The 15,059-nt window shown below is 64.4% G+C and carries 14 protein-coding genes; 6 read left to right on the top strand and 8 right to left on the bottom strand.

Going from position 1 to position 15,059, the window contains the following annotated elements; all coding sequences use genetic code 11:
* Position 1 precedes the first annotated feature (1 nt).
* The 4 genes from queA (at position 2) to RVY76_RS08790 (ending at position 3,726) form a co-directional block, all read left to right on the top strand.
* Positions 2-1,057 carry a tRNA preQ1(34) S-adenosylmethionine ribosyltransferase-isomerase QueA gene (queA, locus tag RVY76_RS08805; protein ID WP_317373505.1) on the top strand — a complete coding sequence of 352 codons (1,056 nt, stop codon included), beginning with the start codon at positions 2-4 and terminating at the stop codon, positions 1,055-1,057.
* A gap of 80 nt (positions 1,058-1,137) precedes the next feature.
* Positions 1,138-1,791, top strand: a complete 654-nt coding sequence (locus RVY76_RS08800; RefSeq protein WP_317373504.1) for a protein-L-isoaspartate O-methyltransferase — start codon at positions 1,138-1,140, stop codon at positions 1,789-1,791.
* Positions 1,788-3,224 (top strand): TolC family outer membrane protein, encoded by a 1,437-nt coding sequence (locus RVY76_RS08795; protein WP_317373503.1) that lies wholly within the window; start codon positions 1,788-1,790, stop codon positions 3,222-3,224. Before RVY76_RS08800 ends, RVY76_RS08795 begins: the two co-directional genes overlap by 4 nt.
* A gap of 64 nt (positions 3,225-3,288) precedes the next feature.
* Complete coding sequence (locus RVY76_RS08790; protein ID WP_317373502.1) at positions 3,289-3,726, top strand: hypothetical protein; 438 nt, start codon at positions 3,289-3,291, stop codon at positions 3,724-3,726.
* 109 nt (positions 3,727-3,835) lie between these two features.
* On the opposite strand, the gene RVY76_RS08785 is transcribed toward RVY76_RS08790, so the two are convergent.
* Positions 3,836-4,153, bottom strand: a complete 318-nt coding sequence (locus RVY76_RS08785) for a DUF6280 family protein (protein ID WP_317373501.1) — start codon at positions 4,151-4,153, stop codon at positions 3,836-3,838.
* Positions 4,154-4,363: 210 nt separating this feature from the next.
* On the opposite strand from RVY76_RS08785, the gene efp reads away from it, so the two are divergent.
* Positions 4,364-4,927 (top strand): elongation factor P, encoded by a 564-nt coding sequence (gene efp, locus RVY76_RS08780; RefSeq protein WP_317373500.1) that lies wholly within the window; start codon positions 4,364-4,366, stop codon positions 4,925-4,927.
* Between the two features lie 18 nt (positions 4,928-4,945).
* Here the strand turns inward: efp and RVY76_RS08775 are convergent, their stop codons facing one another.
* From RVY76_RS08775 to RVY76_RS08765, 3 genes are read right to left on the bottom strand one after another with little or no spacing between them, the layout of a single operon-like run.
* The gene (locus tag RVY76_RS08775; protein WP_317373499.1) at positions 4,946-5,752 is read right to left on the bottom strand and encodes a fructosamine kinase family protein; all 807 of its coding nucleotides are present in this window, start codon (positions 5,750-5,752) and stop codon (positions 4,946-4,948) included.
* Positions 5,745-6,482, bottom strand: coding sequence for a folate-binding protein (locus tag RVY76_RS08770; protein WP_317373498.1), 738 nt, complete (start codon positions 6,480-6,482; stop codon positions 5,745-5,747). Before RVY76_RS08770 ends, RVY76_RS08775 begins: the two co-directional genes overlap by 8 nt.
* Entirely contained in the window at positions 6,406-8,247 is a 1,842-nt protein-coding gene (locus RVY76_RS08765) for an ABC transporter ATP-binding protein (protein ID WP_317373497.1), read from the bottom strand. The genes RVY76_RS08770 and RVY76_RS08765 overlap by 77 nt, the downstream gene beginning before the upstream one ends.
* 113 nt (positions 8,248-8,360) lie before the next feature.
* Between RVY76_RS08765 and RVY76_RS08760 the strand changes: the two genes are divergently transcribed.
* Positions 8,361-9,557 carry a pyridoxal-phosphate-dependent aminotransferase family protein gene (locus RVY76_RS08760; protein WP_317373496.1) on the top strand — a complete coding sequence of 399 codons (1,197 nt, stop codon included), beginning with the start codon at positions 8,361-8,363 and terminating at the stop codon, positions 9,555-9,557.
* On the opposite strand, the gene RVY76_RS08755 is transcribed toward RVY76_RS08760, so the two are convergent.
* The 4 genes from RVY76_RS08755 to metF form a co-directional block, all read right to left on the bottom strand.
* On the bottom strand, positions 9,554-10,657 hold the full coding sequence (locus RVY76_RS08755) for a pyridoxal phosphate-dependent aminotransferase (protein ID WP_317373495.1): 1,104 nt from the start codon (positions 10,655-10,657) through the stop codon (positions 9,554-9,556). The two genes, RVY76_RS08760 and RVY76_RS08755, sit on opposite strands and share 4 nt — an antisense overlap.
* The gene (locus tag RVY76_RS08750; protein ID WP_317373494.1) at positions 10,654-13,575 is read right to left on the bottom strand and encodes a valine--tRNA ligase; all 2,922 of its coding nucleotides are present in this window, start codon (positions 13,573-13,575) and stop codon (positions 10,654-10,656) included. Before RVY76_RS08750 ends, RVY76_RS08755 begins: the two co-directional genes overlap by 4 nt.
* Before the next feature lie 77 nt (positions 13,576-13,652).
* Positions 13,653-14,138, bottom strand: a complete 486-nt coding sequence (locus RVY76_RS08745; protein WP_317373493.1) for a PaaI family thioesterase — start codon at positions 14,136-14,138, stop codon at positions 13,653-13,655.
* A gap of 6 nt (positions 14,139-14,144) precedes the next feature.
* Positions 14,145-15,008 carry a methylenetetrahydrofolate reductase [NAD(P)H] gene (metF, locus tag RVY76_RS08740; RefSeq protein WP_317373492.1) on the bottom strand — a complete coding sequence of 288 codons (864 nt, stop codon included), beginning with the start codon at positions 15,006-15,008 and terminating at the stop codon, positions 14,145-14,147.
* Positions 15,009-15,059 lie beyond the last annotated feature (51 nt).

Raw genomic sequence — 15,059 nt, 5'->3', positions numbered from 1 at the left:
GATGCGACTTTCGGATTTCGACTTCGACCTGCCAGATGACCGGATTGCGGTCAGGCCTGCGCGACCACGCTCGTCGGCAAGGATGCTGGTGGCAGAAGGCTCCTCCATCATCGATGCCCACGTTTTCGACCTGCCCGATTGGCTTAGGCCCGGCGACAGGCTGATCCTCAACGACACGAGGGTGATCCCCGCCCGGCTTTCGGGGCTGCGCCGACGCATCGGTGACGCGGGACCGTCGGAGGCCCGGATCGAGGCGACGCTGCTCGAGCCGCAGGCGGACGGGACATGGTCCGCCTTGCTGAAGCCCCTGAGGAAGGTGCGGAACGGGGAGACGATCGTCTTCTCCGACGCGCTTTCCGCCGAAGTCGAAGGTCGGCAGGAGGGTACGGCCAATCTTCGGTTCAACGTCACGGGCGACGATTTCGATGCCGCGCTCGCCGAAGCCGGTGCCATGCCGCTGCCACCCTATATCGCGGCCAAACGCGCCGCCGATGCGCAGGACCGAGAGGATTACCAGACGATCTGGGCTGCGCGAAAAGGGGCCGTCGCGGCGCCGACCGCGTCGCTTCATTTCGATGCCGAACTCATGGCTGCGCTCGCCGCCCGCGGTGTGGACCTCACCCACGTGACGCTCCACGTCGGCGCGGGAACCTTCCTGCCCGTGAAGGTGGACGACGTGTCGCAGCATCGGATGCATGCCGAATGGGGCGAGGTGAGCGAGGCTGCGGCGGCCGAGATCATGGCCACGCGGGCGGCCGGCGGCCGGATCGTCGCCGTCGGCACCACCGCCCTGCGGCTCATAGAGACGGCCGCGACCGCGCCGGGCGAGATCGCGGCATGGAGCGGCGATACAGACATATTCATCCGGCCGGGCTTCGAATTCCGCATCGCCGACGGGCTCATGACGAATTTCCACCTGCCCAGATCCACGCTGATGATGCTCGTCTCGGCCTTCCTCGGGCTGGAGGAGATCCGTCAGATCTATGCCCATGCGATCGCGGCGAATTACCGCTTCTTCAGCTACGGAGATGCCTCGCTTCTGCTGCCCGCGAGATGAGCCGGCATATCGGCGTTGCCAGCGGGCCGCACCTGTGGCACTTCCGGGGAAGGCAAGAAATGAACGGACGAGTTTAGCCGATGGCCGATTATACCAGACGCCGCATCATGATGGTCGACACGCAGGTGCGACCTTCCGACGTCACGGAATTTCCGATCATCGACGCGATGCTCGACGTTCCACGCGAGCTGTTCGTTCCTCAGGCCCTGCGCGAGGCGGCCTATAGCGGTGAGCATCTGCCGCTCGACAGTCGGCGCGTGATCCTCGATCCGCGCACGCTTGCAAAGCTCTGCGATGCGCTCGACGTGACGCCCGAGGATCTCGTGCTCGATATCGGTCCCGGTATGGGATATTCGAGCGCGATCCTCGCGAGGCTCTCGCAGGCCGTCGTCGCGGTGGAGCCGGTGCCGGCCTACGTGACGGAGGCGCAAGCGGCGCTTGCCGAGGCGGGGATCGACAATGCCGCCATCAACGAAGGCGCGCTCAACGAGGGTGCCCCGGAATATGCGCCGTTCGACGTGATCGTGATTCAGGGTGGTATCGAAGTCCTGCCCGATACGATCGTGGACCAGCTTGCCGAGAATGGCCGCATCTGCTGCATCTTCATGGAACGTGAGCTCGGCACTGCACGGATCGGCCGCAAGGTCGATGGCCGCATCCACTGGCGCTATGCATTCAACGCTTCGGCTCCGGTGCTTCCGGGCTACGAACGCACGCGGGAGTTCACGTTGTGAGGGCCGCGGGTCGCCTTCTGCGCGCGAGCGCCCTGGCATTGGGCACGCTTGCCGCGACGGCGAGCGCCCAGGCCGAAACGCTCGGCGACGCGCTCGTTCTGGCTTATCGCCATGCCGGACTTCTGGAGAAGAACCGTGCCGTCCTGCGGGCCGCGGACGAAAACGTCGCGCAGGCGCTCTCGCAGTTGCGCCCGATCGTCAGCTACTCCGCGAATATACGTCGCACCTGGACATTTCCGAACGATCGGACTGTGCCTGGGCAATCGGCGAACGGCATGCAGATCACGCCTGACACCCGGATCGGCGACGACGCGAACACCACCTCCACCATCGGTATCTCTGCCGAGCTCCTGCTCTGGGATGGAGGAGCAACACGGCTCGGTACCGATATCGCCCGCGAGTCGGTTCTTGCCACGCGGCAGGGGCTGATCGGGGCCGAGCAGCAGGTCCTCCTGAATGCCGTGCAGGCGTATCTGGGCGTGCGCGAATCCATCGCATTCGTGAACCTTCGCGAAAGCAACGTCGAGCTCATCTCCGAGCAGTTGCGCGCCGCGCGCGACCGGTTCGAGGTGGGCGAGGTGACCCGTACCGACGTGTCCGTCGCCGAAGCCGGCCTGGCGTCGGCGCGATCCGGTCTTGCTGCCGCCCTCGGCGATCTGGAGCAGGCCCGGGCGAATTACGTGCGCTTCGTGGGTCAACTTCCAGGCGCGCTCGCCGAAATTCGGAACCTTCCGCCGCTGCCTGCCACGCTTGCCGCCGCGCAGGACGTCGCGCGCAAATCGCATCCCGACATCCTGCGGGCCATGCGTCTGGTGACCGTATCCGAACTCAACGTTTCGCAGGCCAAGGCGTCGTTCCGGCCCTCGATCAGCGGCAGCGCGAACCTTAACGTCGCCGACGATTTCGAAGAAAGCGCGTCGGTTGGCGTGCAGATGAGCGGACCGATCTACACCGGCGGGCGATTGAGTTCGCTGTATCGGCAGGCGATCGCGAACCGCGACGAATCCTTTGCCGACCTCCATATTGCGACCGACAACGTGCTGCAGCAGGTTGCGCAGGCCTGGGCGCTGCTCGAGGTGGCCCGCGCACGGATCGAAGCCGGCGGGCTCGAGGTATCAGCCGCGCGGCTCGCCTTCGAATCGGTTCAGGAAGAGGTGCGGTTCGGCACGCGTACGACGCTCGACATCCTCGACGCCGAGCAGGATCTGCAGGACGCCCGGGCGAACCTCATCTCGGCCCAGATCTCCGAGATCAACGCCGCGTATCAGCTCCTCTCCGGGATGGGGCTCATGACGGTCGAACATCTCGATCTTCCCGTGGTTACCTATGACCCGGAAGCCTATTACAATGCCGTGCGAAACGCCCCGCTGCGTGAAGTCTCTCCGCAGGGTGAAAAGCTCGATTCCATCCTGCGCGCGATCGGCCGGAACTGACGCGAAGCGGGTTCCGTCGCTACCGGGCCGGGTTCGCTCGCGGCCAGATCCACGAGGGAAGTCCATGTCCGATCCAGCCGGTCAGACCGACATCGAAAGCGTCCTCCATTCGATCCGCAGACTGGTTTCGGAGAAGACGCTTCCGCGACTCGTGCTGACATCCGATCAGCGCGTTTCAGAGGAAGGGCCACTCGTCCTGACAGAACCGGCGAACGAGGCGGCCCCGGACCAGCGCAGCCTCGAGGATCGCATCGCGGAGCTGGAGGCGGTGGTCGCTGCCCAATCCGCCCGTGAAACGGGATCAGCCATGGAACATGGTTCCGGTCAAGGCCGCGCACGCCAAGACGTGACCGCGATCGACGAAAATGCTCTGCGCGATATGGTTTCGGATCTCGTTCGCGAGGAATTGCAGGGCGCGATGGGGGAGAGGATCACGCGGAACATGCGTCGTCTCGTCCGACGCGAGATCATGCGGGCAATTGCTGCGGGCGATCTCGACTGACCGTGATGGCGGTTTGAGCTCGCCGTTTGGGCTGAAGAAGACGACGACAAAAAAAGCGCCGTGGAAAGATCCGCGGCGCTCTCTGCCTTCACGTTGAAGCGAAGGTGAATCAGGCGGCTTCGGCCTGCGCGGCGTTGCGCCGCTCGCTTTCCTCGCGGCTGAGCGCCACGGAAGTCCGTACGCCCTTGCCGACAAATCCCATGAGGCCTTCGACCACACGCTCATTCGGGTCGATGCCCGCACAACTCAGAACTTCGCGCCCATCGCGCGAGCGAGCCCAACGAGCGATCTGCTCCGGGCCATTGCCGTATTTCTTGTCATCGGCGATCGCATCGTCCAGCGCGGCGAGGACCACGGCGGCAAAAAGCTTGCGCGCGCGGTTGCCCTGCTCATGGTTGAATGCGGTTCCGTCAACGAAGTCGGTCATTTGACGATCCTTGTTATTCTTGCAATTCCGGCATGAGGGGTCTTATGGACCATCACGCCGCAGTTTGGCACCCCAAAACAGAATACCACATATGCGCATCGCGCATGGGTCGAGGGCTCGGACCGCGAGATAGGCTATGTTGCGCGCTCCCGAGGGGATAGATATAGGGTCCGTCAACATTTCATCAACCAATCGTCACGGTTCGGACACATGGCAAAAATCAACGGAAACGAGATCAGGCCGGGCAACGTGCTCGATCACAACGGCGGGCTCTGGGCTGCTGTGAAGGTCGACCATGTGAAACCCGGCAAGGGCGGCGCTTTCGCTCAGGTTGAATTGCGCAACCTCAGGAACGGTTCGAAGCTCAACGAACGGTTTCGGTCGGCGGACAAGGTCGACCGCGTTCGGCTCGAACAGAAGGACCAGCAATTCCTCTACGAACAGGACGGAATGCTGACGTTCATGGACAGTGAAACCTACGAGCAGATCGAACTTCCGGCCGAGATTCTCGGCGAGCGGCGTCCGTTCCTGCAGGACGGCATGACGATCCAGATCGAGTATTACGAGGCTGAGGCGCTGAACGCGACGCTGCCGCAGAAGGTCGTCTGCAAGGTCGTCGAGACGGAGCCGGTGGTGAAGGGCCAGACCGCTGCCAACAGCTTCAAGCCTGCCGTCCTCGACAATGGTGTGAAGGTCATGGTGCCGCCGTTCGTGGGCCAGGACGAGGACATCGTCGTCAACACCGAGACGATGGAATATTCCGAGCGCGCCTGAGCACCATCGAATCGCGCCTCAGGCCCCGAGGGCGGTGAGGCGCGTCTCGACCATTTCGCGATAGCCCGCCCCGAAGAGCCGCAGATGTACGAGAGCGGGCCAGAGCTGATAGAGCGCGCGACGCTTCTCCCACCCTCGATCCAGCTTTCCGTATGCTTCCCAGAAGGAAGGCGGTGGCGATGCGAAAAGGGTGAGCGCCGCGAGATCGACCTCCGCGTCGCCGTAATAGCAGGCCGGATCGATGAGCCCCGAAAAGTACCTGCCGTCGAGCAGCAGATTGCCGCGCCAGAGATCACCGTGAAGCAGGCTTGCCCGGGGAGTTTCCGGCAGGAGATCATCCACGCGGGGGGCCAATGCTTCGACCCGTTGCGCGATCTCCGAGGGCAGTGAGCCCGGCCAGGCGAGGAGACGGTTCTGGGCCCAGAAGGTGGGCCAATCATCCGAACGATCGGCCGGGCAGGGAGCGTTCCCGAAGGCGGTTGGCTCGTCCCAGCCGTAGCTCTCGCCCTCGTTGGCGTGAAGTTGCGCGACGGCAGCCCCGGCCTTAGCCCAGGCTTCGTCGGAGCCGCTGCCTTCGGCAAGGTCGGACATGATGAGGATGTCTTCCGCTACTTCCAGAACCTCTGGCGCAGCGCAGCCCGTTGCGGCGATGGCGCGGAGCATCCGTGCCTCTGTCATCGACGGGCCGCCCGACTTCGCGATAACGCAGCGGCCGTCTTCGAGCGTGATGCGCGCGACCTGAGCGATGTCGCCCCCCGAGAGAGGGCTGACGGAGAAGACGCCCAGCCCCGTGAGTGCCGCGACCCGAGCCCCGAGATCAAGCATCGCGAACGATGACGGCGTCCCCCGCCCGCATCTCGCCCTCGGCGCGGTCGTAGCGCAACCAGGCGAGCGCGCGGTCGCCCGAGCGGGTGAAGAGTGTTCCGGCGGACTTCTCTCCAGCGGTGATCTCGGTTCCGGGTTCGGCCGGGCCGTCTATCCGGACACGGGCAAGCCCCTTCTTCAACTCGGTCTTGTGCTTCATCCGGGCGGTCACTTCCTGTCCGACATAGCAGCCCTTGCGAAAGTCGATGCCGTGAAGACGGTCGAGACCGAACTCCAGCGGGTAACTTTCGTTCGGGCGAAGTTCGACCCCCGATCGCGGGACCAGATGTTCCACGCGCAGTGCGTCCCAATCGGTGCCGTCATCGGCTGCCCCGTGACCGATCGCACGCCAGCCCATCGCGGCATGGCGCGGATCCGCCAGCGCGCCATCGGGTGCCTCACTTGTGCCACGTCCGACGGGATTGTCGGTAATCTCGATCGCGACATCACGGCGCAGGCGGTACATCGACAGCCGCTGCGCGAGGGCATCGGCCAGATCTTCCGCGACGTCGATCAATAGTGCATCCGCGCGGTTGGAGACGAAGAAATCGGCCAGATATTTGCCTTGCGGCGTGAGAAGTGCGGAATAGACGAGCGTGCCGGGACGCGTCACGTCATTCGTCGTCAGATCCTGCAGGAACGCGACCCGGTCCGCCCCCGTCAGTGCCAGAACCTTGCGTGGATCTTTCATCGGAACCTCCGTCTTCGCTGAATTGCAGCTTGTAGAGCTGCGCGTAGAGACCGCCGCGCGCAATGAGCTCTTCGTGGGTGCCCTGATCGACGACGCGGCCCTCGTCCATGACGATGATATGGTGCGCATCCCGGATCGTCGCGAGGCGGTGCGCGATCACGATCGTCGTGCGCCCGCGGCTCAGCCGTTCGAGAGCTTGCTGGATCAGCGCCTCTGATTGCGCGTCGAGCGCCGAGGTCGCCTCGTCGAGGAGAAGAATCGGCGTATCACGCAGAAGCGCCCGGGCGATCGCCACGCGCTGTCTCTGACCGCCCGAAAGGTTCGATCCCCGCGGTCCCGCCTGCGTTTCGAGGCCCTCGGGCAGTGCATCGGCGAAATCGGCGACATGCGCCGCTTCGATCACCTCGCGCAGACGGGCCTCGGATATGTCGGTCCGACCGAGGAGGATGTTGTCGCGGATCGTCTCGTCAAAAAGCAGAGCGTCTTGCGTCACCACCGAGAAAAGCCCGCGAAGCGCATCGAGATCGAACTCCTTCACGTCCCGCCCGTCAATCGTGACCGCGCCCGAGGCGGGTTCGATCAGACGGGTGAGAAGATTGAAGACGGTGCTCTTTCCGGCTCCGGACGCCCCGACGAGCGCGGTGGTCAGCCCAGCTTGGGCATCGAGGCTCGCGCCCTTCAGCACGTCGGTGTCGTCGTAGGAGAACGAGACGTTTCGCAACGAAACGTCCGGTGGAATTGAGCCGATGGCAGAAAGCGTGCCCGAGCGGATCGACGGGCGCATGTCGAAGATCGTGTAGATGTTGTCGAGCGAGGCGGCCGCCACCTGCGTCACGCCCGCCACCGCACCGATCCGGCGCAACGGCTGAAAGGCGAGTGCCATGGCGGTGAAGAAGGACATGAACTCGCCCACCGTCTTTTCGCCCGAGATGATGTCCTGTCCGCCGAGGACGAGCACTCCGAAGAAGCCGATACCCGTCACGATGTCGATGAGGCCGGGCAGCATCGCCCGCCCCGCGGCAGTCTTGATCTGAACCTGCACGATGTCGCTGACCAAATCGTCGAAACGCCCGATCTGGTGACCTTCCATGCCGTTGAGCTTGATCGCGTTGATGCCGTGAAAGATCTCGTCGAGCCGCGTCGCCCGCTTGAACGAGGTCGCGCGCATCGCCCGGGTCTTCTTGCGCACATAGCGTTGAAGGACGATCGAGGGGAGGATCAGGAGGGGCACGCCGATCACGGCCGCCAGTGTCCACCCTGCATCGATGCCGAGCGCCACGACGAAAAGCGATACGAGCGCGACGATGTCCCGGCCGAGCCCCGAGATCAGAACCTGCCAAACGTTCTGCACGGCAAGCGTGTCGCCCTGAACCCGTTCGATCAATGCACCGGGCGGGTTTGACGAGAAGAACCGCGTATCGAGCGTCATCATGTGCGAAAGAAGGTCGATCTGCATGCGCGTCGACGTCAGCTGTGCCACGCGCGTGAGAAGCGTGCGCTGCAGCACACCCGTGATCGCACGGAGCACGAAGAGTGCCATGATGCCGCCGCCGACCCACCATATCGCACTGCCGTCGCCCTCGACGAAGACGAGGTCGAACATCGGTTGTAGCAGATAGCTGAGCGCGCCGAGGCTGCCGCCCTCGAGCGCCATCAGCACGAAGGCACCGGCAAGCCAGGGCCAGTGCCGGCGCACGTAGTCGCGCCAGAGCCGCATCAGGAGCGCGCGCGCATCCGGCGAAAGGGGCTTCGGTCCTCGGGCCATCTCGACGGTGGCCTTAACGCGGATCGGCGCAAGGGGGAAGCGGCGCGAGATTGACGCCGTGGTCCGGCGGTCGTAGGCCACCGGCGAAGCACTGTTGTCCGAAGGATCGTTCCATGTCGCTTGCCCACGGCCATCCCTATCTCGCAATTCCCGGTCCGTCCGTGATCCCCGACGCGGTGCAGCGCGCGATGCATCGGGCCTCGCCGAACATATACGCGGGCGAGTTGACCGAGATGGTTCCGGGGATCGTGGAGGATCTGAAGCGTATCGCGGGCACGAGCGCGCATGCCGCGATCTTCATCGCCAACGGCCACGGTATCTGGGAGGCCGCGCTGGCGAATATCCTGTCTCCGGGCGACAAGCTCCTGTTTCCCGCGACGGGGCGTTTCGCGCACGGATGGTCCGAGGTTGCGACCCGGCTCGGGGCCGAAGTCGAGATGCTCGATTTCGGAAAGCAGTCCCCGATCGATCCGGACCGCGTCTCCGAGGTGCTGGCGGCGGATACCGAGCATCGGATCAAGGCGCTTCCGGTCGTCTATGTTGATACCTCGACAGGTATCCGGAACGACATCGCGGCGCTGAGAAAGGTGCTCGACGATCTGGGGCATCCGGCGCTCCTCATGGCCGATTGCATCGCCTCGCTTGCCTGCGATCCGTTCGAGATGGATGCCTGGGGCGTCGACGTCACGATCGCCGCCTGTCAGAAGGGCCTTATGACGCCGCCGGGGATCGGCTTCGTCTTCTACAACGACAAGGCCGATCGCGCGCGCGAGACTGCAAAATTCGTCACGCATTACTGGGACTGGCGGACGCGTACGGATCCCGAGGCCTTCTACATGTACTTCACCGGCACCGCTCCGACGCATCACCTCTACGGGCTGCGCGCGGCGCTCGACATGATCCACGGCGAGGGGATCGAGAACGTCATCGGCCGGCACGAGACCCTGGCCCGTGCACTCTGGTCGGCCTTCGATGCCTGGGGGGCTGGCGGGCCGATGCAGCTCAACGTTGCGGATCCGGCCTATCGCAGCCACGCCGTGACCTCGGCCAAACTAGGCGAGGATCGCGCCGATCGCCTGCGGGCCTGGTGCGAGCACAAGGCGGGCGTGACGCTCGGCATCGGGATCGGCATGGCGGAACCCGGGACCTATGCCGCCGCCGGGTATTTCCGGGTAGGGCACATGGGACACATCAACGCGCATATGATGCTGGGAGTGCTGGGTGTGATCCAGGCGGGAATGACGGCGCTCGATATTCCGTTCGGCCCCGGTGCGCTCGACGCGGCTGCCGCGATCTGCGCCGAAGCCTAGAGGATCGCGCGAAGGGCGTCGGGCAGTGCCTCGGCGAGGATCTCCATCGCCGGGGCCGGGCCGCAGGTGACACGGATGCAGCGATCGAGAGGGGCGACCCCGGGCATCCGCACGAAGATCCCGCGCCGCCCGAGTTCCACCAGCAGCGCGCGGGCATGATCGCCATCGCGTCCGCAATCGAGCGTCACGAAATTGGTCGCGGTCCGGAGTGGGATCAATCCGTTCCTGTGCCCGATTTCGGAAATGGCTTCAACGCTTTGGGCGATGTTGTTCACGGTCAGCTTCAAGTGCTCCGTGTCCGCGAGTGCCGCGATCGCGCCCGCCTGCGAGATCCGTGAAACCCCGAAATGGTCGCGCACCTTGTCGTAGGCCGCGATCAACGGTCCGGCCCCGATGGCATAGCCCACACGCGCGCCCGCCATGCCGTAGGCCTTGGAAAAGGTCCTCAGCCGCAAGACGTTCGGATGATCGGGGACGAGCGGCGGGGCGGTCGCGATGTCGGCGCATTCCGCGTAAGCCTCGTCGAGGAGCAGGAGCGTGCCATCCGGGATGCGACCTATGAAGTGCTCGATCTCTTCCGGGCTGAACCATGATCCCATCGGATTGTCCGGGTTCGACAGGTAGATCAGCTTTGCATCGACTGCGTATGCGGTCTCGATGAGCGCGTCGAGATCCTCTCGGTCCTCGCGATACGGCACCTTGTGCAGCCTGCCGCCGAAGCCGGTCACGTGGTAGTTGAAGGTCGGATAGGCCCCGTCGGACGTGACCACAGCGTCGCCCGGTCCGACCGTAAGGCGGACGGTCGATCCCAGAAGGCCATCGATGCCAGATCCGATGACGATGTGATGCGGATCGATACCGTGATGTGCGGCAAGCGCGTGTTTCAGATCGTGACATTCGGGGTCGGGATACATCCAGGCATCCCGCGCGGCATCCGCCATCGCCGCGATTGCACGCGGGCTCGGTCCGAAGGTCAATTCGTTTGCACCGAGCCGCGCGCGGAAGGCCCGTCCCGCCGCACGCTCCTGAGTTTCGGGCCCGACGAAGGGTACGGTCGCCGGCAGGCTCTCGGCCAGGGGCGTGAGGCGGGGCCCGCTCATATCTCGGCGAGCCGTGCCTGAGCCGTCTCGAGGCGGATCTTCTCCTCTTCCTTTGCGGCGAGGAGTTCGCGCGTCTCGGTCACCACCTCGTCGGGTGCGGATGCGAGGAACTTGGGGTTCTTCAGCCGACCGTTGAGGCCGCCCAGATCCTTTTCGAGCTTGCCGAGGCTCTTCGCCAGCCGGGCCTTCTCGGCGTCGACATCGACGATGTCGGCCAGCGGCAAGGCGAACGACCCGCCGCGCACGGAGATGGCGAGCGCACCCTTAGGCGGCTGAGGCGCTTCGGACAGGCGATCGATCCGTGCCATCCGCTGGATCATTGCGGCGTTGCGATCCCATGCGCGGCGTCCGGCTTCGTCCAGTTCGATCTGCAGCAGTTCGACCTGAAGTCCCGCCGGCACGTTGAGCTCGCCCCGGACCGAGCGGATCGCCTCGATCAGCGAGATGACCCAGTCGATCTCGTCCGCCGCCGCCTCGTCCACGAGATCGGCGGTGGCGCAAGTGGGCCAATCACTGACGGCGAGCATGTCGGGGCCTTCCCAGAGCTCTTCGGTGACGAAGGGCATCATCGGGTGCAGCATCAGCAAGCACTGGTCCAGTACCCAGGCCATGGTGGCCTTTGTCTCGGCGATGATCTCCGCATCATCGGAACCGAAGAGAGGCTTGGAGAACTCGACATACCAGTCACAGACGACGCCCCAGACGAAGCGATAGAGGATGTCGGCCGCATCGTTGAACCGGAATGCCTCGAGCGCCGCGTCCAGTTCCTCGCGTGTCTTCGAGACCTCGCCGATGATCCATTTGTTGACCGTCGCGGACGGCTTCGGAACGTCGCCCGCACGGGTCGCGAGCGCGTCGTTCATCTCGGCGAAGCGGAAGGCGTTCCAGAGCTTCGTCGTGAAATTCCGGTAGCCTTCGATGCGTTTCTCGTCGAGCCTGATGGTCCCCGTCGCCGTCGCCATTGCGGCGTTGTTGAAGCGGTAGGCATCCGCGCCGTAACGGTCCACGAGATCGAGGGGATCGACCACGTTGCCAATCGACTTCGACATCTTCTGCCCTTTGGCGTCGCGAACGAGCCCGTGAAGATAGACGGTGTCGAAGGGTTTCTGGCCGACGACCGCGTATTGCATCATCATCATTCTGGCGACCCAGAAGAAGAGGATGTCCGACCCGGTGATGAGTACCGAAGTCGGGAAGTAGCGGTCCATGAACTCGCTGCTGTCATCGGCCCAGCCGAGCGTCCCGATGGGCCAGAGGCCGGAGGAGAACCACGTGTCGAGCACGTCGGGGTCCTGGGTCAGCGTGCGGTCGTCACCGGCTTTGGCGCGCGCCTCGCTTTCGTTTGCCGCACAGAACTGGTTGCCATCGTCGTCGAACCAGACAGGAATTCGGTGCCCCCACCAGAGTTGGCGCGAGATACACCAGGGCTCGATGTTCTCGAGCCAATTATAGTAGGTTTTTTCACCGCTTTCGGGGATGATCTTCACCTCGCCCGACCGCACGGCGTCGAGGGCGGGGCCGACGATGCGCGACGTGTCGACGAACCATTGATCCGTCAGCATGGGCTCGATCACCACTTTGGAGCGGTCGCCGAACGGCTGCATGATGGGCTTCGATTCCACGAGCGGCGTGAGTTCGTCCACGCGGGGCTCGCCACCCTCCTCGGGGGCGGTGGGCTTGGCGGGCTCACCCAGGCGCGGGTCGGTCGGGGGGACCATGACGGCGAGCCCCTCGGAGGTGATCTGCTCGACCACGCGGTTGCGGGCCTCGAACCTGTCGAGCCCGCGCAGGTCGTCCGGAACGAGGTTGACGGCATCGGCCTCGGCCTCCGACAGGCTGCGCTCGCCCTGCGCGACTGCCATCGCGATCCCGGTGGCTTCGGCATAGGGGGCACCGTCGTCGCGCATACGGCCCTTCGTATCCATCAGGCGATACATCGGAATGCCGCCGCGCTTCGCGACTTCGTAATCGTTGAAGTCGTGTGCGCCGGTGATCTTGACCGCGCCCGAGCCGAATTTGAGATCGGGGTATTCGTCCGTGATGATCGGAATCAGCCGGCGATGTTCTTTGGGGCCGACCGGGATCTCGCAGAGTTGCCCCACGATGGGGGCATAGCGGGGGTCGTCGGGATGAACCGCGACCGCGCCGTCACCCAGCATCGTCTCGGGGCGGGTCGTGGCGATCGAGATGTAGTCACGCTCTTCCTCGAAGAGGACATTCCCGTCCTCGTCCTTCTCGACGTAGGTATAGGTGGCACCACCTGCGAGGGGATACTTGAAGTGCCACATGTAACCCGGGACTTCTGTATTCTCGACTTCGAGGTCCGAAATCGCCGTCTCGAAATGCGGATCCCAGTTGACGAGGCGCTTGCCGCGATAGATGTGGCCGTTCTCGTACATGTCGACGAAGACGCGGATGACGGCGTCGTGGAAGTTCGGCCCGTCCTCGGGCGAGGGGTCGCCCGGCGCACCCTGCATGGTGAAGGCTTCGCGCGACCAGTCCATCGAACAACCGAGCCGCTTGTCCTGCTCGACGATGGTGCCGCCGGACTTGGCCTTCCATTCCCAGACCTTCGCCACGAAATCGTCGCGCCCGAGGTCGGCCCGCTTGATCCCCTGTTCGGAAAGCTGTCGTTCGACGACAAGCTGGGTCGCGATGCCCGCATGATCGAGCCCCGGCTGCCAGAGCGTGTCGTCGCCCTTCATCCGGTGCCAGCGGGTAAGAATATCCATGAGCGTGTGGTTGAAACCGTGGCCCGCATGAAGGAAGCCCGTCACGTTCGGCGGCGGCAGGAGGATCGAGAAGGCGGACGCCCCCGGCTTGGCATTGGCACCGGCTACGAAGCATCCTGCCTTTTCCCATGCGGCGGCGATCTCGGGCTCGCGCGCGGCGGCGTCGAACGATTTTTCCATGGACATTGCGGCGATCCTTCCTCGAATTTCGAGGCTCGGGATAGCCAAATCGCGCGCCGACAGGAAGAGGCAGTTGGGACGGCTCAGCCGATGGGAAGCGCCATGACGAGGCAGGTGGTCGAAGCGGTGGCGTAGAGGCGGTCGTCGGACACGCCCCTCAGCTCGGCCGTGGCGACGCCGGTGGAGCGTCCGGCATGGGCCACGAGGCCGATCGCCCGGACCTCGGTCTCGGCGGGAAGCGCGCGGGTGAGGTTCACCTTGAACTCAAGCGTGGTGTAGGTGCTGCCCGCTGGCACACGCGTCATCACTGCGCAGCCGAGGGCCGAGTCGAGGATCGTGGCGTACCAGCCGCCATGGACACCGCCCATCGGGTTCATGTGCGAAAAGCCTGGCGTGCCCCTGAAGACGACCTTGCCCTCATCGACGCTTTCGAGCGAAAAGTTGCATCCTTGGGCAATTGGCGGTTCGGAAATCTCACCGCTGAGCATTGCCTGCATGAAATCGAGCCCCGACATCTCCCGCATCTTGTCCAGTCCGGCAAGATCCGCGGGTGAGGAAGCAAAGGTCATGCGCGTTCAGGCGACGTGGTCGAGTGCGCTACGCGGCGCAAGGCCGAGCGAGGCGATCACGTCTCGTGTCAGATGAGGCTTGTTGAGCGTGTAGAAATGCAAATGCTCGACCCCGCCCGCGATCAGCGTTTCGCACATTTCCGTCGCGAGCCGCTTAGACAGTTCGTCGGAACTGCTATCACGCTCGGCTTCTGCGAAGGCCGTGTCGAGCTCGGCCGGAATCGGCGTGCCGCACGATGCGGCGAATTTCCTGACGCCTTTCCAGTTCTCGATCGGCAGGATGCCCGGGATGATCGGCGCGTCGATACCCGCCGCGACACAGCGATCGCGGAAACGGAAATAAGTCTCGGTGTCGAAAAAGAACTGCGTGATGGCGGTTTTCGCGCCGGCATCGACCTTGCGCTTTAGGTGCTCGACATCCGAACTGTCAGTCGTGGCATCGGGATGGCGGTCGGGATAAGCCCCGACATGCAGGGTGAAGTCCCCCGTCGCATGCAACGCCTCGACCAGTTCGACCGAATTGGCGAACCCGCCTGGATGGGCTTCGAACGGGGCACCGCCCGGCATGTCGCCCCTGAGCGCGACAATGTCGGTCACGCCCGCATCGGCATATCCGCGGGCGATGGCGAGCGTCTCGTCACGTGTGGCATTCACGCAGGTCAGGTGTGCCGCAACCCTGAGGCCAGTCGTCTTTCCGATCGTCGTGACCGCCTCGTGCGTCAGCTCGCGCGTCGTGCCGCCAGCGCCGTAGGTGACCGATACGAAGGCCGGATCGAGCGGTGCAAGTGCATGGATCGTGTCCCACAGCCGAAATGACGCCTCGAGCGATTTCGGCGGAAAGAATTCGAAGGAATAAGTGGGTCTGGCCATGGGAAGGGTCCGGATTTGCTGCGGCCTTGTTCCACGGCCCGGGCCGTGAGA

The sequence above is a fragment of the Palleronia sp. LCG004 genome (assembly GCF_032931615.1).
In the GTDB taxonomy this organism is placed as follows: domain Bacteria; phylum Pseudomonadota; class Alphaproteobacteria; order Rhodobacterales; family Rhodobacteraceae; genus Palleronia.
Note: the sequence above shows the minus strand (reverse complement) of the source record. Positions and strands in the feature narration are given on the sequence as shown.